25 protein-coding genes are annotated in these 21,956 nt (G+C 66.5%); 14 read left to right on the top strand and 11 right to left on the bottom strand.

Going from position 1 to position 21,956, the window contains the following annotated elements; translation table 11 throughout:
* Nucleotides 1–93: 93 nt before the first annotated feature.
* The 4 genes from SI859A1_RS17860 to SI859A1_RS17845 all read right to left on the bottom strand — a co-directional run bounded on the left by SI859A1_RS17860 (nt 94) and on the right by SI859A1_RS17845 (nt 3,869).
* Nucleotides 94–552 carry an HPr kinase/phosphorylase gene (locus tag SI859A1_RS17860; protein WP_009211078.1) on the bottom strand — a complete coding sequence of 153 codons (459 nt, stop codon included), beginning with the start codon at nt 550–552 and terminating at the stop codon, nt 94–96.
* Nucleotides 549–2,372: a sensor histidine kinase gene (locus tag SI859A1_RS17855; RefSeq protein ID WP_009211077.1), complete on the bottom strand. Its 1,824-nt coding sequence runs from the start codon at nt 2,370–2,372 to the stop codon at nt 549–551. Before SI859A1_RS17855 ends, SI859A1_RS17860 begins: the two co-directional genes overlap by 4 nt.
* A 19-nt stretch (nt 2,373–2,391) precedes the next feature.
* On the bottom strand, nt 2,392–3,093 hold the full coding sequence (locus SI859A1_RS17850; protein WP_009211076.1) for a response regulator transcription factor: 702 nt from the start codon (nt 3,091–3,093) through the stop codon (nt 2,392–2,394).
* A gap of 296 nt (nt 3,094–3,389) precedes the next feature.
* Nucleotides 3,390–3,869 carry a pyridoxamine 5'-phosphate oxidase family protein gene (locus SI859A1_RS17845; RefSeq protein ID WP_040326724.1) on the bottom strand — a complete coding sequence of 160 codons (480 nt, stop codon included), beginning with the start codon at nt 3,867–3,869 and terminating at the stop codon, nt 3,390–3,392.
* 363 nt (nt 3,870–4,232) lie between these two features.
* Between SI859A1_RS17845 and SI859A1_RS17840 the strand changes: the two genes are divergently transcribed.
* The 6 genes from SI859A1_RS17840 (at nt 4,233) to SI859A1_RS17815 (ending at nt 8,866) form a co-directional block, all read left to right on the top strand.
* Nucleotides 4,233–5,843, top strand: a complete 1,611-nt coding sequence (locus SI859A1_RS17840; protein WP_009211074.1) for a phosphoenolpyruvate carboxykinase — start codon at nt 4,233–4,235, stop codon at nt 5,841–5,843.
* Between the two features lie 159 nt (nt 5,844–6,002).
* Complete coding sequence (gene arfB / locus SI859A1_RS17835; RefSeq protein WP_009211073.1) at nt 6,003–6,437, top strand: alternative ribosome rescue aminoacyl-tRNA hydrolase ArfB; 435 nt, start codon at nt 6,003–6,005, stop codon at nt 6,435–6,437.
* 171 nt (nt 6,438–6,608) lie between these two features.
* The gene (locus SI859A1_RS17830; RefSeq protein ID WP_009211072.1) at nt 6,609–7,181 is read left to right on the top strand and encodes a fasciclin domain-containing protein; all 573 of its coding nucleotides are present in this window, start codon (nt 6,609–6,611) and stop codon (nt 7,179–7,181) included.
* 226 nt (nt 7,182–7,407) lie between these two features.
* On the top strand, nt 7,408–7,914 hold the full coding sequence (msrB, locus tag SI859A1_RS17825; RefSeq protein WP_009211071.1) for a peptide-methionine (R)-S-oxide reductase MsrB: 507 nt from the start codon (nt 7,408–7,410) through the stop codon (nt 7,912–7,914).
* A 224-nt stretch (nt 7,915–8,138) separates the two neighbouring features.
* Nucleotides 8,139–8,573, top strand: coding sequence for an Hsp20 family protein (locus SI859A1_RS17820; RefSeq protein WP_009211070.1), 435 nt, complete (start codon nt 8,139–8,141; stop codon nt 8,571–8,573).
* Between the two features lie 38 nt (nt 8,574–8,611).
* Entirely contained in the window at nt 8,612–8,866 is a 255-nt protein-coding gene (locus SI859A1_RS17815; protein WP_024349478.1) for a BQ00720 family protein, read from the top strand.
* Nucleotides 8,867–8,957: 91 nt separating this feature from the next.
* Here SI859A1_RS17815 and ptsN read toward each other — a convergent pair whose 3' ends face one another.
* The 6 genes from ptsN to lptC all read right to left on the bottom strand — a co-directional run bounded on the left by ptsN (nt 8,958) and on the right by lptC (nt 14,331).
* Nucleotides 8,958–9,422, bottom strand: a complete 465-nt coding sequence (ptsN, locus tag SI859A1_RS17810; protein ID WP_009211069.1) for a PTS IIA-like nitrogen regulatory protein PtsN — start codon at nt 9,420–9,422, stop codon at nt 8,958–8,960.
* Between the two features lie 59 nt (nt 9,423–9,481).
* Complete coding sequence (gene hpf, locus SI859A1_RS17805) at nt 9,482–10,057, bottom strand: ribosome hibernation-promoting factor, HPF/YfiA family (protein ID WP_009211068.1); 576 nt, start codon at nt 10,055–10,057, stop codon at nt 9,482–9,484.
* A 250-nt stretch (nt 10,058–10,307) separates the two neighbouring features.
* Nucleotides 10,308–11,819, bottom strand: a complete 1,512-nt coding sequence (rpoN, locus tag SI859A1_RS17800; protein WP_009211067.1) for an RNA polymerase factor sigma-54 — start codon at nt 11,817–11,819, stop codon at nt 10,308–10,310.
* Between the two features lie 260 nt (nt 11,820–12,079).
* Nucleotides 12,080–12,898, bottom strand: coding sequence for an LPS export ABC transporter ATP-binding protein (gene lptB, locus SI859A1_RS17795; protein WP_009211066.1), 819 nt, complete (start codon nt 12,896–12,898; stop codon nt 12,080–12,082).
* Between the two features lie 29 nt (nt 12,899–12,927).
* Nucleotides 12,928–13,545, bottom strand: a complete 618-nt coding sequence (locus tag SI859A1_RS17790; RefSeq protein ID WP_009211065.1) for an LptA/OstA family protein — start codon at nt 13,543–13,545, stop codon at nt 12,928–12,930.
* Between the two features lie 3 nt (nt 13,546–13,548).
* Nucleotides 13,549–14,331, bottom strand: coding sequence for an LPS export ABC transporter periplasmic protein LptC (gene lptC, locus SI859A1_RS17785; protein WP_009211064.1), 783 nt, complete (start codon nt 14,329–14,331; stop codon nt 13,549–13,551).
* Between the two features lie 238 nt (nt 14,332–14,569).
* Here lptC and sppA point away from each other — a divergent pair, with 238 nt between their 5' ends.
* The 3 genes from sppA to SI859A1_RS17770 all read left to right on the top strand — a co-directional run bounded on the left by sppA (nt 14,570) and on the right by SI859A1_RS17770 (nt 16,557).
* Nucleotides 14,570–15,547 (top strand): signal peptide peptidase SppA, encoded by a 978-nt coding sequence (gene sppA, locus SI859A1_RS17780; protein WP_009211063.1) that lies wholly within the window; start codon nt 14,570–14,572, stop codon nt 15,545–15,547.
* Between the two features lie 97 nt (nt 15,548–15,644).
* Nucleotides 15,645–15,926 carry an integration host factor subunit beta gene (locus SI859A1_RS17775; protein ID WP_009211062.1) on the top strand — a complete coding sequence of 94 codons (282 nt, stop codon included), beginning with the start codon at nt 15,645–15,647 and terminating at the stop codon, nt 15,924–15,926.
* A gap of 262 nt (nt 15,927–16,188) precedes the next feature.
* Entirely contained in the window at nt 16,189–16,557 is a 369-nt protein-coding gene (locus SI859A1_RS17770) for a lipopolysaccharide assembly protein LapA domain-containing protein (RefSeq protein WP_050767583.1), read from the top strand.
* A gap of 82 nt (nt 16,558–16,639) precedes the next feature.
* On the opposite strand, the gene SI859A1_RS17765 is transcribed toward SI859A1_RS17770, so the two are convergent.
* Nucleotides 16,640–17,116, bottom strand: coding sequence for an SRPBCC family protein (locus SI859A1_RS17765; protein WP_009211061.1), 477 nt, complete (start codon nt 17,114–17,116; stop codon nt 16,640–16,642).
* 162 nt (nt 17,117–17,278) lie between these two features.
* On the opposite strand from SI859A1_RS17765, the gene SI859A1_RS17760 reads away from it, so the two are divergent.
* The 5 genes from SI859A1_RS17760 to olsB all read left to right on the top strand — a co-directional run bounded on the left by SI859A1_RS17760 (nt 17,279) and on the right by olsB (nt 21,941).
* The gene (locus SI859A1_RS17760) at nt 17,279–18,364 is read left to right on the top strand and encodes an RsmD family RNA methyltransferase (RefSeq protein WP_009211060.1); all 1,086 of its coding nucleotides are present in this window, start codon (nt 17,279–17,281) and stop codon (nt 18,362–18,364) included.
* Nucleotides 18,357–19,232 carry a TrmH family RNA methyltransferase gene (locus tag SI859A1_RS17755; RefSeq protein ID WP_009211059.1) on the top strand — a complete coding sequence of 292 codons (876 nt, stop codon included), beginning with the start codon at nt 18,357–18,359 and terminating at the stop codon, nt 19,230–19,232. The genes SI859A1_RS17760 and SI859A1_RS17755 overlap by 8 nt, the downstream gene beginning before the upstream one ends.
* Entirely contained in the window at nt 19,229–19,735 is a 507-nt protein-coding gene (lspA, locus tag SI859A1_RS17750) for a signal peptidase II (RefSeq protein WP_009211058.1), read from the top strand. The genes SI859A1_RS17755 and lspA overlap by 4 nt, the downstream gene beginning before the upstream one ends.
* Nucleotides 19,736–19,804: 69 nt before the next feature.
* Nucleotides 19,805–20,797: an acrylyl-CoA reductase (NADPH) gene (acuI, locus tag SI859A1_RS17745; RefSeq protein ID WP_040325982.1), complete on the top strand. Its 993-nt coding sequence runs from the start codon at nt 19,805–19,807 to the stop codon at nt 20,795–20,797.
* A 217-nt stretch (nt 20,798–21,014) separates the two neighbouring features.
* Nucleotides 21,015–21,941 carry a l-ornithine N(alpha)-acyltransferase gene (olsB, locus tag SI859A1_RS17740; RefSeq protein ID WP_009211056.1) on the top strand — a complete coding sequence of 309 codons (927 nt, stop codon included), beginning with the start codon at nt 21,015–21,017 and terminating at the stop codon, nt 21,939–21,941.
* Nucleotides 21,942–21,956 lie beyond the last annotated feature (15 nt).

Here is a 21,956-nt window from a genome sequence, read left to right as displayed (position 1 = left end):
AAGCCGACCTCCACGGGCGCGCATCCTCGCCATCCTTCGGCGGATACGCAAGTTAAATGATCATGCCCTGCGCACTTGCCGGTCACCATTGTCTCAGACGTCGTTGACGGGCGGTGAAAGCACCAGCGAGGCGAGGATGTCGGCGCCGAAGCCGGCCTCGCGTGCCGGCAGTTCCACCCGCCGGATCGCCTGCCCGAGAATCTCCGCCGTTCGGGGCTCCGGCAACCGCTCGATGCCGGCCGGGTCGACCAGATCGACGACCAGGCCGAGGCGGGCGGAGGTCGCGAAAGGCTCCCGCAGGATGCCGATGCCGGAGACTTCGATCAGCCCGGCCAGCGCCGCCGGCGCCAACATCGAGACGGCGTTGCCGCCATCTTGGGCGACCACCACGCGATCGTCGGCCACCAGCAGTGCTTTGAGGTTCAGCGCCGTGCAACGGCGCAACGTCGACAGCGCCAGGGAGGATTTGCCGCTGCGCGCCGGGCCGCGGATCAGAATGCCGAGATCGCCGATCCGGATCGCGCAGCCGTGAAGATTGGCCGGCTCGCTCATTCGGCCGGAAAGGACACGATGAACCGCGCACCCGCAACGCCGTTGGGCGCGTCGCTGTCGGCGATGTTCTCCGCCCGGATCGTGCCGCCATGGGCTTCGACAATCTGCCTACTGATCGACAGGCCGAGGCCGGAATTCTGACCGAAGGCCTCGGCCGAGGGCCGGTCCGTGTAGAAGCGCTCGAAGATCCGGTCGATGATCTCGGCCTGGATGCCAGGGCCGTTGTCCTCGACCACGATGACGACGCGGCTGTTGCGGCGGCGCAGGAGGACGTCGATACGGCCGTTGGTTTCGGGCACGAAGGAGCGGGCATTCTCGATCAGGTTGGTGAAGACCTGGCTCAGCCGCAGATCGTGGCCGGTCACCACGTAGCCGTCCTTGATCGAGCCCGGCAGCGCCTGCTTGTCGAAGGTGATCGAGACCTGCCGGCCGGCCTTGGACTGGCTGCGGGCACCCTCCACCACGGCGCGCAGGAGCTGGGCGAGATCGACCTTGCTGGCGATCTGGCGAGCCAGTTCCGCATCGAGGCGCGAAGCGTCCGAAATGTCGGTGATCAGCCGGTCGAGCCGGCGCACATCGTGCTGGATGATGTCGAGCAGGCGCTCACGCGAGGCGTCGGTGCGGGCCAGCGGCAGCGTCTCCACGGCGCTGCGCAACGAAGTCAGCGGATTCTTCAGCTCGTGGCTGACATCGGCGGCGAAGGTCTCGATCGCGTCCATGCGGGCATAGAGCGAATTGGTCATGTCGCGCAGCGCGGTGGCCAGATTGCCGACCTCGTCGGCACGGTCGCCGAAATCGGGGATCGCGGTGCGTTCGTTGACGCCGCGCCGCACCCGGATCGCGGCCGCCGACAGGCGCCGCAATGGTGTCGCAATGGTCGAGGCGAGAAGGATCGACAGGACGATGGTCACCAGAGAGGCGACGGCGAAGGTTCGCACGATGGCGGTCCGCTCGGCCTGCACGATCTTGTCGATGTCGCCACCCTGGGTGGACAGCATCAGAACGCCGAGCACCGCCCGGAAACGCTGGATCGGCACGGCGACGGAGACGATGAGCTCGCCGCTCTCGGTTGCCCGCACCACCGTGGCCGGGCCGCCGGTCAGCGCGTTCATCACCTCCGGATAGGCGGCGCCAGAGCCGCCCGGGGTCTCGCGATAGACCGGCAGGTCGCGGCGCTGGAACAATTGCTGGAACCAGTCGGCCAGCATCTCGCCGAACCCCGGCTCCTCGTCCACCGCGACCGGCGGCAGGTCGTAGCGCAGGATCTGCCCGCGCGAATACAGATGCCGGGAATCGAGGATGAGATTGGCGTCGCGGTCGTAGAGACGCGCCCGGGTGCGGGTCGGCGAGATCAGCCGTCGCAGCAGCGGCGCGACCCGCTCCGGGTTGATCGGAAAGTCGAGGCTGTCGGTGGAATCGGCACTCGGCGCCAGCGTGTCGCCGGCCTGGAGCTCCAGGAGACGCTCGGGGTCGAGGGTGATCGAGTTGGTCTCCACCGTCGCCGACGAGGCGATGGCGCTGGCGATGATCTCGCCCTGGGTCAGGAGGCTTTCGACCCGGGCGTCGATCAGCCCGGCGCGGAACTGGTTGAGGTACAGGATGCCCGAAACGAGGACGATCAGCGCGACGAGATTGAGGAAGACGATGCGCCGTGTCAGCGACGAAAAGATCGTGTGCCCGAGCAGCCAGCGCGTGCGGTAGAGCACCCTGCGGATGAACGGCAGCCGGCGCAGGCGGCCGCGCACGATCGCCTCGCGCCGCCGTCGGTTGCGCCGCTCCGAACCGCCATCGCCGGCTTCTGTTTCGCTGATGGACACCATCGACCTTTCTAGGGCCCGCTCACGCTTCCCGGAAGCGGTAGCCGACCCCGTAGAGGGTCTCGATCATGTCGAAGTCGTCGTCGATCGCCTTGAACTTCTTGCGCAGCCGCTTGATGTGGCTGTCGATGGTGCGGTCGTCGACGTAGACCTGCTCGTCATAGGCCGCGTCCATCAGGGCGTCGCGGCTCTTCACCACGCCGGGCCGCTGGGCGAGGGAGTGCAGGATGAGGAATTCGGTGACGGTCAGCGTCACCGGATGGCCCGTCCAGGTGCAGGTGTGGCGTTCCTGATCCATCACGAGCTGGCCCCGCTCCAGCGAGGATTCGGGCACCGGGCCGCCGGGCTTGGCCGCCTCGCGCGGCGCGCCGCGCCGCAGGATCGCCCGCACCCGCTCGACCAGCAGGCGCTGCGAGAACGGTTTGCGGATATAATCGTCGGCGCCCATCTTCAGGCCGAACAATTCGTCGATCTCCTCGTCCTTGGAGGTGAGGAAGATGACCGGGATATCGGATTTCTGGCGCAGGCGCCGCAGCAGCTCCATCCCGTCCATGCGCGGCATCTTGATGTCGAAGATGGCGAGATTCGGCGGTCGGGACTGCAGGCCCTCCAGCGCGGACGCGCCGTCGGTGTAGGTCTCGACCCGGTAGCCCTCATTCTCCAGCGCGATCGAGACCGACGCGAGAATGTTCCTGTCGTCGTCGACAAGGGCGATGGTTGGCATTGCGATCTTCTCCAGTTTCCGTCCCTCGCAGCGACGTGCATGTCGCGAGAGGGGCTCGGCCGCGCCCGGCAGGATCACTGGTCGCGGCCGTCGAGGCAGATGTCCCTTCTGCTGATGCGTTCCGCAACAGGGAACGCGCCATCGGCAGCGCCAATCAGCGATAAATGTGGCGGGATTGGAAAATTACAAAGACGCAGCGGAAGTTTTCGGCCGGCTGGCATCCCGCGCGGCGGCTTCGTCCTGTGTCCGGCACCGCCCCGCGGACCCGCCGGTCGCAGGGTGGTGGCTCGGCCGGTCTAGAGATCGACCTTGCGCTGCTCGCCGATCTGCGGCCGCTCCTTGCCGCCGACATAGGCGCGAGCGAACTCCCAGGCCTGGGTGATCTTGCTGGCTTTCACGTCCCAGATTTCCGCCGAGTCCGGATCGACCACGAGAACGACCACGTCGGGATCGTTCTTGCCCTCCGGCAGCCATGCTTCGGCGGAGGCATCCCACAGATCGGCGACGAGCGACCGGTCACCCACCACTTCCGCGCGTCCCGACAGCGACATGTACTGTCCGTGCTTGGAGAAGGTGCAGGCGACGTCGTCGTCGCGGGCGATCTCCTCGACCTTGTGGGTCATGCGCTCGGTCAGGAAATAGAGCTTCCGGTCGTCGCCGCGCAGGCGGAGCGCCATGGGGCGCGCCCGCATCCGGCCGCCGTCGCGCGTCACCACCATGCAGGTGTCGAAATTGCCGATCGTCTCCCAGAATTTGTCGATGTCGCTGGTGGTCATGGCGTTCTCCTGTCGCATTCTTCTTGCACCGAAGCCGGTGCTCTCGAATGGAACAATGCAGCGGACCGGGAAAGGTGCCAGCGCGATCGCGGTCGCCGCGTTGGTCATGAGAGCCTCGAAGGGGCGTCCGGGCGGGCAGGTCCGCCATGCCGCGGCGACCGCGCCATGTCGTCGCTCTCCCGCCGCGATTTAAATCGATCATATCGGGAGGCGTTCGGATTTAATCGATTAAGTGACTGTTCTGATTGTCGATTTTCCGCCCGGAGGGCTTGCTTGTTGGAAGTCGCTGGGTAGTTAGTGGACGCGCGGCAAACATGGTGGGCGCTGGCCTGGCAGACGCGGGCTTCCGGCAAGGAGACGACAGTGGACGAGATCGGCACGAGAAATCCTGATTGCGGAATCGAGACGACCGGCCTCGATGGCCTGTCCTCCGTGCGCTGGAACCTCGGCGAAGCGGAACTGATCGAAACCGCCATCCGCCGTGGCGAAGGGCGGCTTACGGCGCATGGCGCCTTCGTGGCGACCACCGGCAAGCACACCGGCCGCTCGGCCAAGGACAAGTTCATCGTCCGCGACGAGATGACCGACCCGGCCGTCTGGTGGGACAACAACGCCGCCATGGAGCCCGACGCCTTCGAACGGCTGCGCGAGGATTTTCAGGCCGCGGCCGCCGGCCGTGATCTCTTCGTGCAGGATCTGATCGGCGGTGCGGACCCCGAAAACGCCATCCGCGTGCGCGTGGTCACGGAATATGCCTGGCACTCGCTGTTCATCCGCAATCTCCTGATCCGGCCGTCGCAGGACGAGTTGCGCGACTTCGTGCCGGAGATGACGATCATCGACCTGCCGTCCTTCCGCGCCGATCCCGAACGCCACGGCTGCCGCACCGAGACCGTCATCGGCGTCGATCTGTCCCGCAAGATCGTGCTGATCGGTGGCACCTCCTATGCCGGCGAGATGAAGAAGTCGGTGTTCACCGCACTGAATTTCATCCTGCCCGAGAAGGGCGTGATGCCGATGCACTGCTCGGCCAATGTCGGGCCGGACGGCGACGGCGCCGTGTTCTTCGGCCTGTCGGGCACGGGCAAGACCACGCTCTCCGCCGACCCGCGTCGCACGCTGATCGGCGACGACGAGCATGGCTGGGGCGAGAACGGCGTCTTCAACTTCGAAGGTGGCTGCTACGCCAAGACCATCCGCCTGTCGCCCGAGGCCGAGCCGGAAATCTTCGCGACCACCCGTCGCTTCGGCACCGTCCTGGAGAACGTCGTTCTCGACGAGAACCGCGTGCCCGACTTCGACGACGGATCGCTGACCGAGAACACCCGCGCCGCCTATCCGCTGCACTTCATCCCCAATGCCAGCGACACCGGCGTCGACGGTCATCCGCGCAACATCATCATGCTGACGGCCGACGCCTTCGGCGTGCTGCCGCCGATCGCCCGGCTGACCCCAGCCGAGGCCATGTACCACTTCCTGTCGGGCTACACCGCCAAGGTGGCGGGCACGGAAAAGGGCGTGACCGAGCCGGAGGCCACCTTCTCGACCTGCTTCGGTGCGCCGTTCATGCCGCGTCATCCCGCCGAATACGGCAATCTGCTTCGCGACCTCATCGCCCAGCATCAGGTCGATTGCTGGCTGGTCAACACCGGCTGGACCGGCGGGGCCTACGGCACCGGCCATCGCATGCCGATCAAGGTGACCCGCGCGCTGCTCTCGGCGGCGCTCGACGGCAGCCTGAAGGATGCCGAGTTCCGCGCCGATCCGAATTTCGGCTTCCAGGTGCCGGTTGCGGTGGAGGGGGTCGACACGACCATTCTCGACCCGCGCACCACCTGGACGGACAAGGCCGCCTACGACGCGCAGGCAGCACGGCTGGTCTCGATGTTCCGGTCGAACTTTGCCAAGTTCGAGGATCACGTCGATGTCGAGGTGATGCAGGCGGCCCCGGCCCAGGCGCTCGCCGCCGAATAGCAATGTCGTTCCCCCGCCGGTGCCGCCAGACTTCGCGGTGCCGGCGGTCCTCCAGCGACCTTCCGGAACCCATTCGCGCGCCGCCGCATTGCCGCCCGGAGCCGGCAGCGCTATCGATGCCCATCGGGACGCGGCTGACGGTCGCAGACGGGGCAGGGCATGGCCGGCGATCACGATCTGATCATCAACGAGCGCGTGACGATTTCCGGCGGGGATCTGCAGGAGCAGTTCATCCGCGCCGGCGGACCGGGCGGACAGAACGTCAACAAGGTCTCCACCGCGGTCCAACTGCGCTTTGCCGCCGCCCAGTCGGCCGCGCTCTACCCCGATACGTTGCGCCGCCTGCTGCGGCTTGCCGGACAACGGGCGACCAAGGACGGCGACGTCCTGATCGAGGCGTCACGCTTCCGCAGCCAGGAGCGCAACCGCGAGGATGCGCGCGAGCGTCTGGCGGCCCTCATCCGCGAAGCGCTGAAGCCGCCCCTGCCGCCGCGGCGCAAGACGCGGCCGACCAAGGGCTCGGTCGAGCGGCGCCTGAAGGCCAAGAAGGGCCGCTCCCAGATCAAGAATCTGCGCGGACGGGTCGACGACTGAACCGCCGGTACCCGCGCCGGGTCGGCTGTCCGCCGGTCAAGTTCGACTGACGCAGCCGTGATCGCATCTTTCGAAGCCACGCGGCCCGACCCTTCGTATCTCCCGTATCCTCCTGACCGGGAGGAACCGAGATTTCCACGGAAATCCAAGTTTCACTGGGAGACTATTGATATGATCAAGACCCTTATCCGTTCGGCCGCCATCGCCTCGCTCGTTGCAGCAGGCACCGTCGGCTTCAGCGCCGGCAGCTTCGCGCAGGACATGCCGATGGTCGGCGGCGCCGAGATGAGCCCGGAAAAGACCATCGTCGAGAACGCTTCCGCCGCCTCCAACCTGACGACGCTGGTCGCCGCCGTGAAGGCTGCCGGTCTGGCCGAGACGCTCTCCGGCGAAGGCCCGTTCACCGTCTTCGCACCGACCAACGAGGCCTTCGAGAAGCTGCCCGACGGCACGGTCGACGATCTCCTGAAGCCGGAGAACAAGGAAAAGCTGGCCAAGATCCTGACCTATCACGTGGTCCCGGCCAAGGCATCGTCGGAAGCCGCGATGAAGATGATCGAGGATGATGGCGGCAAGCACCCGGCACCGACCGTCGCCGGCGAGAACATCACGCTTGGCATGGACGGCGACAACATCGTCGTCATGGACGCCGCCGGCAACACCGCAACGGTGATCCAGGCCGACGTCATGCAGTCGAACGGTGTCGTGCACGTCATCGACACGGTCCTGATGCCGTCCATGTAATCGGCTCCGGCGGGCCGCCGACTTTCATGACGATAGCGGCGGTCATGTCAACCGATCTCCCGCGCCGTCACCGGCGCGGGATACGTCGTTTGTCACTTCTGCGTAACAAGCTGGCATGCGGCTGCGAAGCAAGCCATATCCGGTAGACGGCGGCGATCGGCAAGTATCGCTGCGACGCGCTCGCCGCGCGGATCAGATCAGCCGGCCCTACAGAAGGAGATGTCCCATGCGTAGACGAAACTTCCTGGCAAGCGCGGCCGCTTTGGCAGTGACGGCGATCGGCGGAAGCCTGTTCTTCCGCGCCGGCGCCCACGCCAACGACGAAACCTTCCCCGTTTCCAAGACCGAGGACGAGTGGCGCAAGCTGCTGACCCCGGACCAGTTCGCCGTGCTGCGCGAAGAGGCGACCGAGCGGCCTTTCTCCAGCCAGCTGAACGACAACAAGAAAGCCGGTGTCTACGCCTGCGCCGGCTGCGACACGCCGGCCTATTCGTCTGAGACCAAGTTCGATTCCGGCACGGGCTGGCCGAGTTTCTGGGCGCCGCTGTCCGACGATGCAATCGGCACCCGCGAGGATTTCCGGCTCATCTACACGCGGACCGAAGTCCATTGCGCCACCTGCGGCGGCCATTTCGGCCATATCTTCGATGACGGCCCCGCGCCGACCGGCAAGCGCCATTGCCTGAACGGCGTGGCGCTGAACTTCCGACCCGGTCCGACCACGGCTTCCTGACCGGTTCGTGGCGGAACGACGGGACGGCGGTTCGCGAAAGCGGGCCGCCGTTTTTCGTTTGGCAAGGAAGCGGTGCGACGATGCGGATCAACCAATGGGCCGGATGCGGGACGGCGACCGATTGAATGGAGCGTGGGGCGACGCCATATGGAGATCATTGGCCGGAGCGGTGCCTGTCAGGGCCGCTGCCACCGAAAGTCGCTTTCCGAAGGACTTCACGACCGATGAGCCGAATGACGCCGTTTTCCAGCCCGTTGCTGCTTGGCTTCGACAGTGTCGAAAAGACGCTGGAGAGAATCGCCAAGGGCGGTGACGGATACCCGCCCTACAACATCGAACGCATCCGTCCGAAGCCGACCGACGCCAAGAGCGAGGACCTGATCCGCATCACCTTGGCGGTAGCGGGGTTCAGTCCCGAGGACCTGGAGGTCACGACGGAAGAGAACCAGTTGATGATCCGTGGTCGCCAGACCGACGACGCAGAGCGCGAATATCTGCATCGCGGCATCGCGGCGCGGCAGTTCCAGAAATGCTTCCTGCTCGCGGACGGCATGCGGATCATCGGTGCCACACTGAAGAACGGCCTGTTGCTCGTGGATCTGGCCAAGCCCGAACCCGAGCGAATCGTCAAGAAGATCCAGATTGCGGTCGCCGACTGACTCGAATTGCCTACGTTTGCCTAGAAAGGAGACGTCCCATGACCCATGACATCGCTTCGACCATGAGCGAGACCGATCTCGCGGCGGTTGGCGAGGGCCACCTCGCCTATCTGCGCCGCATGTCCTCCGACGACATGCGCGCGCGTTTCCCGGCTGCCAAGTCGATCGAGCCGGGGCTGAACCTTTGGGCGCTGTTTTCTGCCGACGGCACGCCGCTGGCAGTCTCCGATGATCGCGGCAGCATCCTTGCGAGCGCCGACGAGAACGAGCTGCAGACCGTCAGCACCCACTGACGGCAGCGCGTCATGCCCTGAACGACAAAGGCGGGTCTGCATCTGCAGGCCCGCCTTTTCATTGTCTGGATGGACGCCAAGCCTGCCTGGTTCAGGCGGCGTTCTGGGTGGCCGCCGCCGTCATCAGCGAATAGATCGATCCGGCGTCCCGCGAGCCGCGGATATTGGCCACGGTGTCGGGATTGCGCAGCAACCGCGCCACCTTGGACAGGGCCTTCAGATGGTCGGCGCCCGAACCTTCGGGCGCCAGGAGCAGGAAGACGAGATCCACCGGCTGATCGTCGAGGGCGTCGAACTCAACCGGACGGCTGAGGCGCGCGAACACGCCCACGATCCGGTCGAGCGTCGGCAGCTTGCCATGCGGGATGGCGATGCCGTTGCCGACGCCCGTCGAGCCCAGCTTTTCGCGCTGCAGGATCGTCTCGAAGATCTCGCGCTCGGTGAGTCCGGTGATCTCCGCGGCCTTCTCGGCCAATTCCTGAAGCACCTGCTTCTTGGAATTGGCTCGCAAGCCGGGCAGAATCGCCGCCGGTTCGATGAGCGTTTCGAAATCCATCGCTGCGATGCCTTATCCTGCGTAGCGCGTGAATGTGAGCGCCGAACGTTGTGTGGCGCTCACGCCCGCTCTGCGTAGGTCGACGGATCAACCCAGCCGTAATTGCCGTCCGCACGCCTGAACACGAGGTTCAGGTCACCGGACTTGGCATTGCGGAACACCACCACCGGGCTGTCCTGGCGGTCGAGTTCCATCACCGCGCCGGCGACCGACAGGGTGCCGACCTTCAGCGTGGTTTCGGCGATGATCGCCGGGGCGAAATCCTCGGGAAGTTCCTCTTCCTCTTCCGGGATCGCCGCCATGACCGAATAGGCCATGTCGCGATGCTCGCTCGAGGATGCCTTGTGATCCTTCAGACGCCGCTTGTAGCGGCGCAGCCGCTTCTCAATCCGCTCGGCGGCCTCGGCGAAGCTCACATCCGGCTCGTGGGCCTGTCCCGCGGCCTGGAAGACGACACCGGTATCGAGATGCACCACGCAGTCGGTCGAGAAACGCGAACCGTTCTTCGACACGACGACCGTGCCGGAAAAATTGCCGTCGAAATACTTGTCGACCGCTTCGTTCAGACGATCACCGATCCGCGTGCGGAACGCGTCGCCGATGTCCATGTGCTTTCCCGAAATACGCAGTGTCATGGCTGGAAACTCCCTTGCAATGACAGTTGACCCGGTTTCGTGAACCGGTCGACAGAAACGCGCCGGGCCGGAGTTGGATGCCGTCCGGTCGTCGCAATTGCGGGATGAGCGGGCATCTTGCCCTCCGGGCTCGAGAAGTGGCGCCTTCTAGGGAGGATCGCCTGGAGTGTCAACGCAGCCTCGATGGCCCCGTCGCAGGCACCTGCGCAGGGGGCTCGTCGGGCCGGTGAGTCCGGGGAGCGAACCGCCATCAGGAGGCCAGCCGCCGTGCGTTCATCTCGCGTCGACGCTGGATCGATGAGGGAATGCCCAGCGCCTCACGATACTTGGCCACGGTGCGGCGTGCCAGATCGATGCCTTCCTTCTTCAGGATGGCGGCGATGTCGTCGTCGGACATCACCTTGCCCTGGCTCTCGGCATCGATCAGCAGCTTGATGCGGTGTTTCACGCTTTCGGCCGAGTGGGCGTCGCCGCCGTTGGCCGAGGCGATCGCGACCGTGAAGAAGAAGCGCATCTCGAAGGTGCCGCGGGGCGTGGCGATGAACTTGGTCGCCGTCACCCGGCTGACGGTCGATTCGTGCATGCCGATCGCCTCGGCCACGGCCATCAGCGTCATCGGCTTCAATCCGCCGATGCCGTGGGTCAGGAAACCGTCCTGCCGCCGCACGATCTCGCTGGCGACCTTGACGATGGTCTTGGCCCGCTGGTCGAGCGCCCGCACCAGCCAGTTGGCCGATTGCTGGCATTCGCCGATGAAGGCGCGGTCGTCGTCGGACAGGCCACCGCTGCGCACCGTGCGCAGATAATTGTTGTCGACGAGCACCCGGGGCAGGGCGTCGGGATTGAGTTCCACCTGCCAGCCGCCGTTCGGCGCTTCGGTGACGAGGACGTCGGGCACGATCGACTCGAAGCCCTCGTGGTCGAAGGCGTGGCCGGGCTTGGGGTCGAGGCCCCGGATCTCGGCCAGGATGTCCATCAGGCCGGATTCGTCCTCGCCGGTCAGCCGCCTGAGCGCGGCGAAGTCCCGCCGCGCGAGAAGGTCGAGATTGTCGATCACAGCGGCGATGACCGGGTCGAAGCGGTTGCGGCGGCGCAGCTGGATGGCGAGGCATTCGGCAAGGCCGCGGGCGAAGAGGCCCGCCGGCGTCGCCTCGCTCTGGATGGCCGTCAGCACCGCCTCGACCTCGGCGACCGTCACGCCGAGATCGATGGCAAGCTGGTCGCAGGACAGGCGCAGATAGCCGCTCTCGTCGAGATGCTCGACCATCGCTTCGCCGATCTTCCGGGCGGGGCCGTCAGACACCGCGTCGCGCACTTCCGAAAGGGCATGGGCGTTGAGCGACGGCCGCCGCTCTGCCAGATCCTCGACGCTGAAATCATGATCGGAGGCCGCGATGCGGCCTTCGCCGCGGGCGATCGGGGCCGCCCGCTCCGGCCGGTCGCCGGCGTCCTCGCGCCCGGCAAAGCCGCTCTCGAAGGCCGCGTTGTCATTTTCCGATCCGGTGATCTGCGTGCCCGCGGCTGCTTCCTCGCGGGGCTGAAGCGGTACGGGCGAATCGGCCGGTGTGTCCATCTCCGCCGCCGGGCGCCCGGAGGCCTCCGCGGTGCCCGCGGCGAGCAACGGGTTGCGCTCCATCTCGCCGTCGACATAGGCCGCCAGCTCGACATTGGAGTACTGCAGCAGCCGAATCGATTGCAGCAGCTGGGGCGTCATCACCAGCGATTGCGATTGCCGCATCTGCAGTTTGGCGGAAAGAGCCATGGACGCCGAGACACTCCCCAGTGCGACTGCTGGTGGGGACGATGGGCATCCCCGGTCGAGACCGCATCGATCACGCGGCCGTCACCGGTCATCAAAGCGGCTTGCCGCATTCGTTGTCAATGTGAGTTCGATCGCGCCATGGCGTCGCGCGGCGCGGTTGCTGCGTGCGATTGCGCGCGTCCCGGTGGTTCCGGAATCGACGGCTCGCCGACCGGCGCAAGCGCCGGTCGGCGGTTGCGCAGAGATTGTGCAGGGACCGGCTAGAAGCTGAATTCGTCGCCGAGATAGAACCGGCGCACATCCGGATTGTCGACGATCTCCTGCGGCTTGCCGTGGGTCAGCACCGCGCCGGCATGCATGATGTAGGCCCGGTCGATCAGACCCAGCGTCTCGCGCACATTGTGGTCGGTGACGAGCACGCCGATGCCGCGTTTGGTGAGATGCCGGACCAGTTGCTGGATGTCGGAGACGGCGATCGGATCGACGCCGGCGAAAGGCTCGTCCAGCAGCATGAAAGTGGGTTTGGAGGCCAGGGCCCGGGCGATCTCGCAGCGCCGCCGCTCGCCGCCCGAGAGCGAGGTCGAGGCCTGCTTGCGCAGATGGTCGATGTGGAACTCGCTGAGCAGCGCCGTCAGTTCCTCTTCGCGCACGTCGCGGTCGGGCTCCACCACTTCGAGCACGGCGCGGATGTTGCCCTCGACCGACAGGCCGCGAAAGATCGATGCTTCCTGGGGCAGATAGCCGATGCCGAGACGCGAGCGCCGATACATCGGCACGGTCGTGATGTCGTGGCCGTCGAGCATGATGCGGCCCTGATCGACGGGCACGAGCCCGGTGATCATGTAGAAGCAGGTGGTCTTGCCGGCGCCGTTCGGGCCGAGCAGGCCGACCGCCTCGCCGCGCCGGACCAAGAGGCCGACGTCGTCGACGACCCGTCGGCCGCGATAGCTCTTGGTCAGGCCGGCCGCCGCCAGCGTGCCCTCGGCCGCATCCGGGTGGAGACCTTCGAGGTCGCCTATCCCGTGCGGCAGGCCGTAAGTCGGCGCGGCCGGGTGCGGGCCCGGCTCGGCATTGGCCATGGCCGCGGGCTGCCGTTTCAACGCCTGCCTCAATTCGTTGCCTGCCCGGCGCCGGGCGTCAGCATCAGCCGCACGCGGCCGCCGGTCTCGGCACCGCCGTCGCAGGCGCTTTCCAGCCGGGCCAGCCCGGTGTCCATCTGGATGGTGAGCCGGCAACCCTCGGCGACGTTCTGGCCTTGGGTGAGAACGACATTGCCGCGCATTACCACGACCTGAGTCCCCATGTCGAAATCGGCCTGGTCGGCCGTGGCGACCTGATCGGCCGACTTCACATAGACCTTCTCGCTGGCTTCCAGCCGCTCGATCTGGTTCGAGCCGCCCGGCAGGCCGCCGCCACCGGCCGGCTGGCTGCCGCCGGTCTCGTCCTTCTTGTAGGTGACGACGAGGCGGCCGGTGCGCAGTTCCGTCTCGCCCTGTTCGACCTGGACGTTGCCGGTGAAGGTCGCGACCGCCTTCGCGTCGTCGACGACGAGCTGGTTGGATTCGATGGAGATCGGCTGGTCGCCGTCGACCTGCAGGCCACCGAAACTCTTGCCGAGGCCGGGCTCTGTCTGTTGCGCCTGCGCGGGCGCCAGCGCACCGAGCGCAAGCCCGACGAGGAAGACGGCGCCGGCGATGTTCGCGCTGCGGGGAATGATGCTGGGCATGAACTACTCGCTGGTTGACGCTTGTTGCAGGGCTTGCGACGACTTGTCCGGGCGCAGCAACATCTTCACCCGTCCGCCGAAGGTAATGACGTCGCCGCCATTTGTCAGGTTCAGGGAGCTCGCTTCGATGGTCTGTTCCGGGGTTTCGATCCGGACAGGACCCTCGCCTTTCAAGGCGCCGCTGGCAATGTCGATGTCGGCCGCCGACAGGCTGATGGTAATCCCGTTGGTCGTGGCGACCCGCACGCCGCCGGCAAGCACAAGGGTCTCCGCGGTCGGGTCGTATTTGCCAGAGGCGGCCTTGATATCCGCCGAAATCTCGTCGTCGATGGCGATCTTGGCTGCGATCGTCTCCAGATCGACGCCGCCGCCACCCAGTGCCTGGATCGCCCGTTCGGCGACCAGCTCATAGGGGCGGTTCTTGCCGTCGATTCCCGACATGCGCGGATCCTGCATGACGATGCGACCGTCCTCGATCGACGTGCCATTGACGGAGAAATCCTCCGGCAGGCTGCGCGCCACCCAGGTCACGGCGATGCCGCCCACGACGATGATCGCGGCAAGGGCCGGCAATCCGATCTTCAGAATGCGCACGAGCCGCGAATGTCGCCGGGCCCGCGCAAATTCGTGCGACGCCCGTGACGCGGGGGGTGTGAGGGCGCGATCCCCGATCTGGGCCGCACGCAACTGGGGATGGTCGCTGTCTACCATCGATTTCGTCCTCTGCGTGCCATCGCTCCCTGCCTGCCGTTGCGGCGCCGCGAAGGCGGTTCGCGCATCCTGCACAGCAATACGGGGTTTTTGCGTCCGGCCGAGATACGCGTCCAGCGATATCCGTAAAATGTGAATTGTTCGTATGCCGGGACGCCGGTCGCCGCCATATGGGGACGGTCAGGCGGGCCGTCGAGGCATACCGGGCCGCCGGACGGCGGCGTTGCGCCCGGAAAACCGATTCCATCTTTCCAAGTGATGCTGTAACCCTCGCGGCGCGGGCGACTGGGCGTCCGCTCGCACGGAGAGCACCATGTCCGCGATCGAGGATCTGATCGACCGTCGCCGGTTGCGCCGCAAGCTCAGTTTCTGGCGCGTCGCCGCCATCCTGATCGTCGCCGTTGCTATTGCTGCGGGCGCCTACGCCCTGTCGGCCGACCGCATGGCAACGTCCAAGGATCAGATTGCCCGCGTCTCGATCGAGGGCATGATCCTCAAGGACCAGAAGCTGCTCGACCTTCTCGATCGGCTGAAGGACGAGGACGCCGTGAAGGCGGTGGTCCTGCGCATCGATTCCCCGGGCGGCACGACGGTCGGCGGCGAATCCATCTACGAGGCGGTGCGGGCCATCGCCGAAGTGAAGCCCGTGGCGGCCGAGGTCGGCACGCTGGCGGCCTCGGCGGGCTACATGATCGCCTCCGGCGCCGATCACATCGTGGCCCGGCGCACCTCCATCGTCGGCTCGATCGGCGTCATCTTCCAGTATGTCGATGCCTCGCAACTGCTCGATACGGTCGGGGTCCAGATCAACGCCATCAAGTCGGCACCGCTGAAGGCGGAACCCTCGCCCTTCGCACCCGCCCCGGAGGCAGCCAAGGAGATGATCAACCGGCTGGTGATGGACACCTACGAGTGGTTCGTCGCGCTGGTCGCCGAGCGCCGCGACATGAGCATGGCGGAGGCAAAGGCTCTCGCCGACGGTTCGATCTTCAGCGGCCAGCAGGGCCTGAAGAACCGGCTGGTCGACGCCCTGGGCGGCGAGAACGAGGTGCGCCGCTGGTTCGAAGAGGATCGCGGCATTGCCAGGGATCTGGTCATCGTCGACCGTGAGCCCAAGGATGACGGTTTCGACTTCTCGATGTTCGCCGGTGCCCGGGCGGCGATCTACGGCGTCTTCGGCCTCGATCCCCGGTCGGGCTCGCTGACCGCCGCCGTGCTTCGCAAGGCCGGTCACCTTGACGGTCTCGTGTCGCTCTGGCAGCCTTTGAGCGGTGCGTCCTCGCTGCGTTAAGTGGCGGAAACAACTGGATTGTCGCGCACTGCCCACCGTTCCGATTGGGGTCGAGCGGAGACGGGCATCTCAAACCGTGCTCAGGGGGAGCAGTCGCTTGATCAAGTCGGAACTCGTGCAGGCCATCGCCACGCGTAATCCACATCTCTACCAGCGCGACGTGGAAACGATCGTCAACGCGATCTTCGACGAGATCACCGGCGCGCTGTGCGAATCCAACCGGGTCGAGCTGCGCGGCTTCGGCGCCTTCTCGGTCAAGCATCGCCCGCCGCGTTCGGGCCGCAATCCGCGCACCGGCGAGGCGGTCGCCGTCGAAGAGAAATGGGTGCCGTTCTTCAAGGCCGGCAAGGAACTGCGCGAGCGCCTCAACGCCGACTGATGTGGCGTTCGGCCGGTGGAACCTTGTGGGGGCGAGGTCGATCCGCCGGGCCGAAACCGTGCAGGTCGGACCGGAAGGATCCGTGCCTCGCGACCGCGACTGGCCGGGCAAGGCCTATGTAGGCACGGGCCGAGGGTGCGAGAGTGATTGACGCGACCGGGCAATGGCCCATCTTCAGTCTCTGGCAATGGCCTACATCGACCGGGACACCGATTCCGTTCGATCCGGGCGCACGACAAAACAGCATCTGGGGCGACGTCTGATGATCTCGAAAATCCTGTCCTTCATCATTCTCGTGCCGATCGCGATCGTGCTGATCGTCTTCTGCGTGGCCAACCGACAGGCGGTGCCGGTCTCGCTCGACCCCATCGGCACGCTGCCGCAGCTCGCCTTCTCGGCGCCGCTCTTCATCCTGCTTCTGGGCGCGGTGATCCTCGGCGTGGTGCTCGGCGGCATCGGCACCTGGCTGACCCAGTCCCATTACCGGCGCAAATCCTGGAAGCGGAAATACGAGGTCGAGCGGCTGCGCCGCGAGGCGAGCGAGAACGAGGCCAAGCTGCGGCATCTTCAGGAAGAGCGCGCCAAGGCCTCCGGCACGTCGACCTCGCTGGTCACCTCCCGCGCCGCCTGATCGGGCGGCGACTGCCGGCGCATGCGAGGCCGATCGAGATCAGCCCCGCATCATTCCGTGCGAAGACGGGCCCGGTCCGCCCTCAGACGGCCTCGGTCGTGCCCTCCGCGGAACTGGCGCCACCTGATACCTTCTCGGCGAAGCAGTCGAAGAACTGCCCGGCCAGCTTCTTGGCGGTGGAATCGATCAGCCGGCCGCCGAGCTGGGCGATCTTGCCGCCCACCTGCGCCTTGACGTCGTAGGTCAGGATCGTCTCGTCGCCGTCTTCGGCGAGATGCACGTCGGCGCCGCCCTTGGCGAAGCCGGCGATCCCGCCCTTGCCTTCGCCGACGATCGAATAGCTCTGCGGAGCCTCGATGTTCTCCAGTCGGACCTGACCCTCGAACTTCGCCTTCACGGGGCCGATCTTGGTCACCACCGTCGCGGCCATCTCGTTCTCGCCGGTCATTTCCAGGCTCTGGCAGCCGGGGATGCAGTCGCGCAGAACGTCGGTGTCGTTCAGCGCCGCCCACACCGCTTCGCGCCGGGCCGGGAGCCGGTATTCGCCCTTGAGATCCATCGACAGTTCCTCCCTGGTGGGTGGGGCGTGTGAAGGCCCCGTCAGCTTGATGCCGTCCTTAACGACCACGTTTTGCATCGCTTTGCCAAGATGGGGCGGAACCGCTAAGGAGCGCGTTTACACAAACAGGCAGGGAGGCTCGTCTTGGCGCGAGCACGGCGGATGGGCCGCAAGGCCGCGGCAAAATCGGGCTCCGCGCAGGTCAAGGACACTGGCGCCGGACGGCAGCGCATCCGCGCGCCATCGCCCGCCGGTCAGGCCGCCGAAACGAAGACCCCGCGCGTCGAGCCGCCTGCGGTGACCCGGCTGGACCTGCCGGCGCCGACCGGCGAACGGCCGGCGGAATCCGGCCCGCTGATCCTGACCGTGGCGGCGACGCCGGACTATGCGCTGCTGGATTCGGGGCGCGGCGAGAAGCTCGAGCGCTACGGGCCGCTGCTGGTGCGCCGTCCGGAGAACCAGGCGATCTGGGAGCCGCGCGACCCAGCAAGGTGGCAGGATGCCGACGCCGAGTTCACCGGCGACACGGACGAGGAAGGCACCGGCCGCTGGCGCTTCCCCAAGGTTCCGCTCGGCGAGACATGGCCGCTGACCTATGACGGGCTGTCCTATCAGGGCCGCTTCACCTCGTTCCGCCATGTCGGCGTGTTTCCCGAACAGGCGGCCCACTGGTCGTTTGCCGAGGACGCGATCCGCAAGGCCAACCGCGCGCGCCAGACCCCCGTCCGGCTGCTCAACATGTTCGGTTATACCGGCGTCGCCTCGCTGGTGGCGGCCCGGGCCGGAGCCGATGTGACCCATGTCGACGCCTCCAAGAAGGCGATCGGCTGGGCGCGCGAGAACCAGGAGATGGCCGGGCTCGGCGACAAGCCGGTTCGCTGGATCTGCGAGGACGCCGTCCGCTATGCCGAGCGCGAGATCAAGCGCGGCAGCCAGTACGACGCGATCCTGCTCGATCCGCCGAAGTTCGGCCGCGGTCCCAAGGGCGAGGTCTGGCAGCTCTTCGAGGATCTGCCGTACCTCCTGTCGCTGACCCGGGCGCTTTTGTCCGACAAGCCGCTTTTCGCGATCCTCACCGCCTATTCGATCCGCGCCTCGTTCTATTCCCTGTCGGCGTTGATGGGGGAGACCATGCGCGGTCTCGGCGGCGACCTCGCATCCGGCGAACTTGTCATCCGCGAGGAGGGCGCCGAGCCGCGGGTCCTGTCCACATCCCTGTTTTCCCGCTGGAGTGCCCCCGATGACTGACCGCTCGCGCCCGCCCGAGACCGGTGACGGCCGGCACTTTGCCCCGACCCGCGCCCCCGGCCGGGTCAAGGAGGTGTCCAGCGTCTCCAACCCCATCGTCAAGGACATCCGGGCGCTGGCCCAGAAGCGCCATCGCGACGAAACCGGCCTGTTCCTCGCTGAAGGGCTGAAGCTCGTCGGCGACGCGCTCGACGCGGGCTGGGAGATCCAGACGCTGGTCATCGCTCGCGCCGCCGCCGGACACGAATTCCTGGAGAAGACCGCCGCGCGGACTGTATCGCTGGGCGGCGACGTCCTCGAAGCCAACGCCAAGGTGCTGGAGGCGATCACCCGCCGCGACAATCCGCAGAATGCCGTCGGCGTGTTCCGTCGCCGGCTGACGCCGCTGGCCAAGCTCGACGTCTCGGGCCGCAACGTCATTGTCGCGCTCGACCGGGTCCGCGATCCGGGCAATCTCGGCACGGTCCTCAGAACCGCCGATGCCGCGGGGGCGACGGGCGTCGTCCTGATCGGCGAGACGGTCGATCCGTTCTCGCTGGAGACCGTGCGGGCGACCATGGGGTCGATCTTTGCCGTGCCGCTGGCCAAGGCGAGCGAGGCGGAGTTCCTCGAATGGCGCAAGGGCTTTTCCGGCCTTGTCGCCGGCACCCACATGGAGGGCGCCGTCGATTATCGCGAGCCCAGATACGGCGCCCAGCCGACGATCCTGCTGATGGGCAACGAGCAGGCCGGTTTGACACCCTCGCTCGCGCGGATCTGCGACGTGCTGGTGCGCATTCCCCAGTCCGGCCGCGCCGACAGCCTCAATCTGGCGGTCGCCACGGGCGTGATGCTGTTCGAGGCGCGGCGTGGAGCGCTGACGCTGTGAACCGCAACCTCGTTCTGTTCAACGTTCTCGTCGTCGTGCTGGCCGTGATGGCGGACCAGATGATCAAGGCACTCGTGGTCGCCAAGATGGCGCTTGGCGAGGCGATCGAGCTGCTGCCGTTCCTGGCGATCTACCACGCCCGCAACAACGGCATCGCCTTCTCGATGTTCTCCGGGATGGGGGAAGTCGGTCTCGCCGCCCTGGCCGGCGTGGTTCTGGTCGTGGTGATGATTCTCTGGATCAAGACCCCGGCGGATCGGCGGCTGACCCATTTCGGCCTCGCCATCATCGTCGGCGGCGCGATCGGCAATCTCATCGACCGCGTCCTGCTCGGCTATGTGGTCGACTACGTCTATTTTCACACCCCGGTCTGGGCCTTCGCGATCTTCAACCTGGCCGATGCCTGCATCACCGTCGGCGCCGGCGTGATCCTCTTCGACGAGTTCATCCTGCAGCCACGCCGCGAGCGGGTGAGGGCGCGGGCGGACAGAACCGTCGATTGACAAGCATGGCGCGCGCCCTCTGTCAGGTAAGGCATGGCGAGCGATGACAGGGAACGGAAAGAGCGCAGGATGAGCGAGACATTCCGGGCGATCCGCGTATCGCGGGACGAGGCGAAGACGCAGTCGGTCGATATCGTCGAGATGTCGACGGACGACCTGATGGACGGCGATGTGGACGTCGCGGTCGAGGCCACCACCGTCAATTACAAGGACGGTCTGGCGATCACCGGCCGGGGCCCGGTGGTCCGCCGCTGGCCCCTGATCCCCGGGATCGATCTCGCCGGGACCGTGCTGCGCTCGACCCATGCCGGCTGGCAGGGGGGCGACAAGGTCGTCCTCAACGGCTGGGGTGTCGGCGAAACCCATCACGGCGCCTTTGCCGGGCGCGCACGGCTGAACGGCGACTGGCTGGTGCCGCTGCCCGAGAATTTCTCTGCCAAGGACGCGATGGCGATCGGCACCGCCGGCTACACCGCCATGCTGTCGGTGATGGCGCTGGAAGATGCGGGCTTGAGTCCGGATGCCGGACCGGTGGTCGTCACCGGTGCCTCCGGTGGAGTCGGCTCGGTCGCGGTCGCGCTTCTGTCGAAGCTCGGCTGGACTGTCATTGCCTCGACCGGTCGCCCGGCGGAAGCCGGCTGGTTGCGTGATCTGGGAGCGACCGAGATCATCGACCGCGCCGAACTGGCGGAGCCGGGCAGACCGCTTGCCAAGGAGCGCTGGGCCGGCGGCGTCGATGCGGTCGGCAGCCACACGCTCGCCAATGTCCTGGCAGCCACGAAATACGGCGGCGTCGTCACCTGTTGCGGCCTTGCCCAAGGCATGGATCTGCCGGCTTCGGTAGCGCCCTTCATCCTGCGCGGGGTCTCGCTGCTCGGCATCGATTCCGTCATGGCTCCGAAGCCGCGGCGATTGCGGGCCTGGAAGCGGCTGGCCGAGGATCTCGATCCTGCCAAACTGCGAGCGATCGCGACCGACATCGACTTTGATGGTATCGTTGATGCCGCCGGGAAGATCATCGACGGCCAGATCCGCGGGCGTGTCGTCGTCGACATGAGTTGATAAGGGGCCGCGGCGACGCCATTTTGGTGGATTGCCGCGCGGCCGAACAGTCCGTCGGCAGAGGCGACGGGGGCCGGAACCGGATGGTTGGTCCCGGGAGGATGCCTTCGGGTGTCTCTTCAAGGCGCGAAGAGGTGACGGGCGAGGGCGCCGGTCATCAAAACGTCGCCGAAGCTTTGTACCGCGTGGATGGCATGGGGATCGAGGGAGAGTTGCGATGACCGTGGACGGGACCCGACATGTATCCGCCGTGACCCCGCGTCCTGCGGCGTTCGACTTCGGCCATGTCGCCTTGCGGTTCGTACCCGCCAAGATGCGCCGGGTGCCGATCAGCTTCGACCCTGCGACCCCGATCCTCGGCCGCATCGGCGAGCTCGAGGTTCGGCTCGCGCGCAGCTCGGCCGAGGTCAAGGCGGCGCAGCAGTTGCGCTATCGCGTCTTTTACGAGGAAATGAGCGCCCAGCCGTCGAAATTCCAGAAGATGACGCGGCGCGACAGCGACGGTTTCGATCGCTATTGCGACCATCTCCTGGTGATTGATCACAAGCGCGGCGGCTCCACGACCAACCGGATCGTCGGCACCTACCGCCTGATGCGGGCGGAGATGGCGGAACTGGCCGGTGGTTTCTACACGGCGCAGGAATTCGACATCGCGCCGATGATCGCCCGCCATTCCGGCAAGCGCTTTCTCGAACTCGGACGCTCCTGCGTTCTCAAGGACTATCGCGGCAAGCGCACGGTCGAACTGCTCTGGCAGGGGATCTGGAGTTATGTCCTGGCCCACGACATCGACGTGTTGTTCGGCTGCGCCTCGCTGGCCGGCACCGATACCGAGGCCTTGGCGCTGCCGCTGGCGTTCCTGAAGCAGAACGCCCCGGCCCCGGCCGAATGGGCCGTGCGCGCCCATGCCCATCGCGGCACGTTCTTCCCGGACATGGGCGAGATCGCCGACATGCGATCGGCGCTGGCGCAGATGCCGCCGCTCCTGAAGGGCTATCTCCGCCTCGGCGGCTATATCGGGGAAGGGGCGGTGGTCGACCGCCAGTTCGGCACCACCGACGTTCTCGTCGTTTTGCCACGCGAACGGATCAATCCGCGCTATATCGGCCATTACGGCGCCGATGCGGGCCGCTTTGCCACCTGAACCGCGACCCCGGCC

The sequence above is a fragment of the Aurantimonas manganoxydans SI85-9A1 genome (assembly GCF_000153465.1).
GTDB classification, from domain to species: domain Bacteria; phylum Pseudomonadota; class Alphaproteobacteria; order Rhizobiales; family Rhizobiaceae; genus Aurantimonas; species Aurantimonas manganoxydans.
This window is presented reverse-complemented; position numbering and strand designations above follow the sequence as displayed.

Excerpts from the sequence above, each read along its gene's own strand:
- SI859A1_RS17815 (WP_024349478.1), top strand. The coding sequence starts at position 8,612 with ATGACCCATGACATCGCTTCGACCATGAGCGAGACCGATCTCGCGGCG.
- SI859A1_RS17765 (WP_009211061.1), bottom strand. The coding sequence starts at position 17,116 with ATGGATCTCAAGGGCGAATACCGGCTCCCGGCCCGGCGCGAAGCGGTG.
- SI859A1_RS17845 (WP_040326724.1), bottom strand. The coding sequence starts at position 3,869 with ATGACCACCAGCGACATCGACAAATTCTGGGAGACGATCGGCAATTTC.
- SI859A1_RS17790 (WP_009211065.1), bottom strand. The coding sequence starts at position 13,545 with ATGCCCAGCATCATTCCCCGCAGCGCGAACATCGCCGGCGCCGTCTTC.
- lptB (WP_009211066.1), bottom strand. The coding sequence starts at position 12,898 with ATGGCCAATGCCGAGCCGGGCCCGCACCCGGCCGCGCCGACTTACGGC.
- rpoN (WP_009211067.1), bottom strand. The coding sequence starts at position 11,819 with ATGGCTCTTTCCGCCAAACTGCAGATGCGGCAATCGCAATCGCTGGTG.
- sppA (WP_009211063.1), top strand. The coding sequence starts at position 14,570 with ATGTCCGCGATCGAGGATCTGATCGACCGTCGCCGGTTGCGCCGCAAG.
- SI859A1_RS17820 (WP_009211070.1), top strand. The coding sequence starts at position 8,139 with ATGAGCCGAATGACGCCGTTTTCCAGCCCGTTGCTGCTTGGCTTCGAC.
- olsB (WP_009211056.1), top strand. The coding sequence starts at position 21,015 with ATGACCGTGGACGGGACCCGACATGTATCCGCCGTGACCCCGCGTCCT.
- SI859A1_RS17770 (WP_050767583.1), top strand. The coding sequence starts at position 16,189 with ATGATCTCGAAAATCCTGTCCTTCATCATTCTCGTGCCGATCGCGATC.
- SI859A1_RS17830 (WP_009211072.1), top strand. The coding sequence starts at position 6,609 with ATGATCAAGACCCTTATCCGTTCGGCCGCCATCGCCTCGCTCGTTGCA.
- SI859A1_RS17755 (WP_009211059.1), top strand. The coding sequence starts at position 18,357 with ATGACTGACCGCTCGCGCCCGCCCGAGACCGGTGACGGCCGGCACTTT.
- hpf (WP_009211068.1), bottom strand. The coding sequence starts at position 10,057 with ATGACACTGCGTATTTCGGGAAAGCACATGGACATCGGCGACGCGTTC.
- SI859A1_RS17860 (WP_009211078.1), bottom strand. The coding sequence starts at position 552 with ATGAGCGAGCCGGCCAATCTTCACGGCTGCGCGATCCGGATCGGCGAT.
- ptsN (WP_009211069.1), bottom strand. The coding sequence starts at position 9,422 with ATGGATTTCGAAACGCTCATCGAACCGGCGGCGATTCTGCCCGGCTTG.
- SI859A1_RS17850 (WP_009211076.1), bottom strand. The coding sequence starts at position 3,093 with ATGCCAACCATCGCCCTTGTCGACGACGACAGGAACATTCTCGCGTCG.
- acuI (WP_040325982.1), top strand. The coding sequence starts at position 19,805 with ATGAGCGAGACATTCCGGGCGATCCGCGTATCGCGGGACGAGGCGAAG.
- arfB (WP_009211073.1), top strand. The coding sequence starts at position 6,003 with ATGGCCGGCGATCACGATCTGATCATCAACGAGCGCGTGACGATTTCC.
- SI859A1_RS17760 (WP_009211060.1), top strand. The coding sequence starts at position 17,279 with ATGGGCCGCAAGGCCGCGGCAAAATCGGGCTCCGCGCAGGTCAAGGAC.
- msrB (WP_009211071.1), top strand. The coding sequence starts at position 7,408 with ATGCGTAGACGAAACTTCCTGGCAAGCGCGGCCGCTTTGGCAGTGACG.
- SI859A1_RS17855 (WP_009211077.1), bottom strand. The coding sequence starts at position 2,372 with ATGGTGTCCATCAGCGAAACAGAAGCCGGCGATGGCGGTTCGGAGCGG.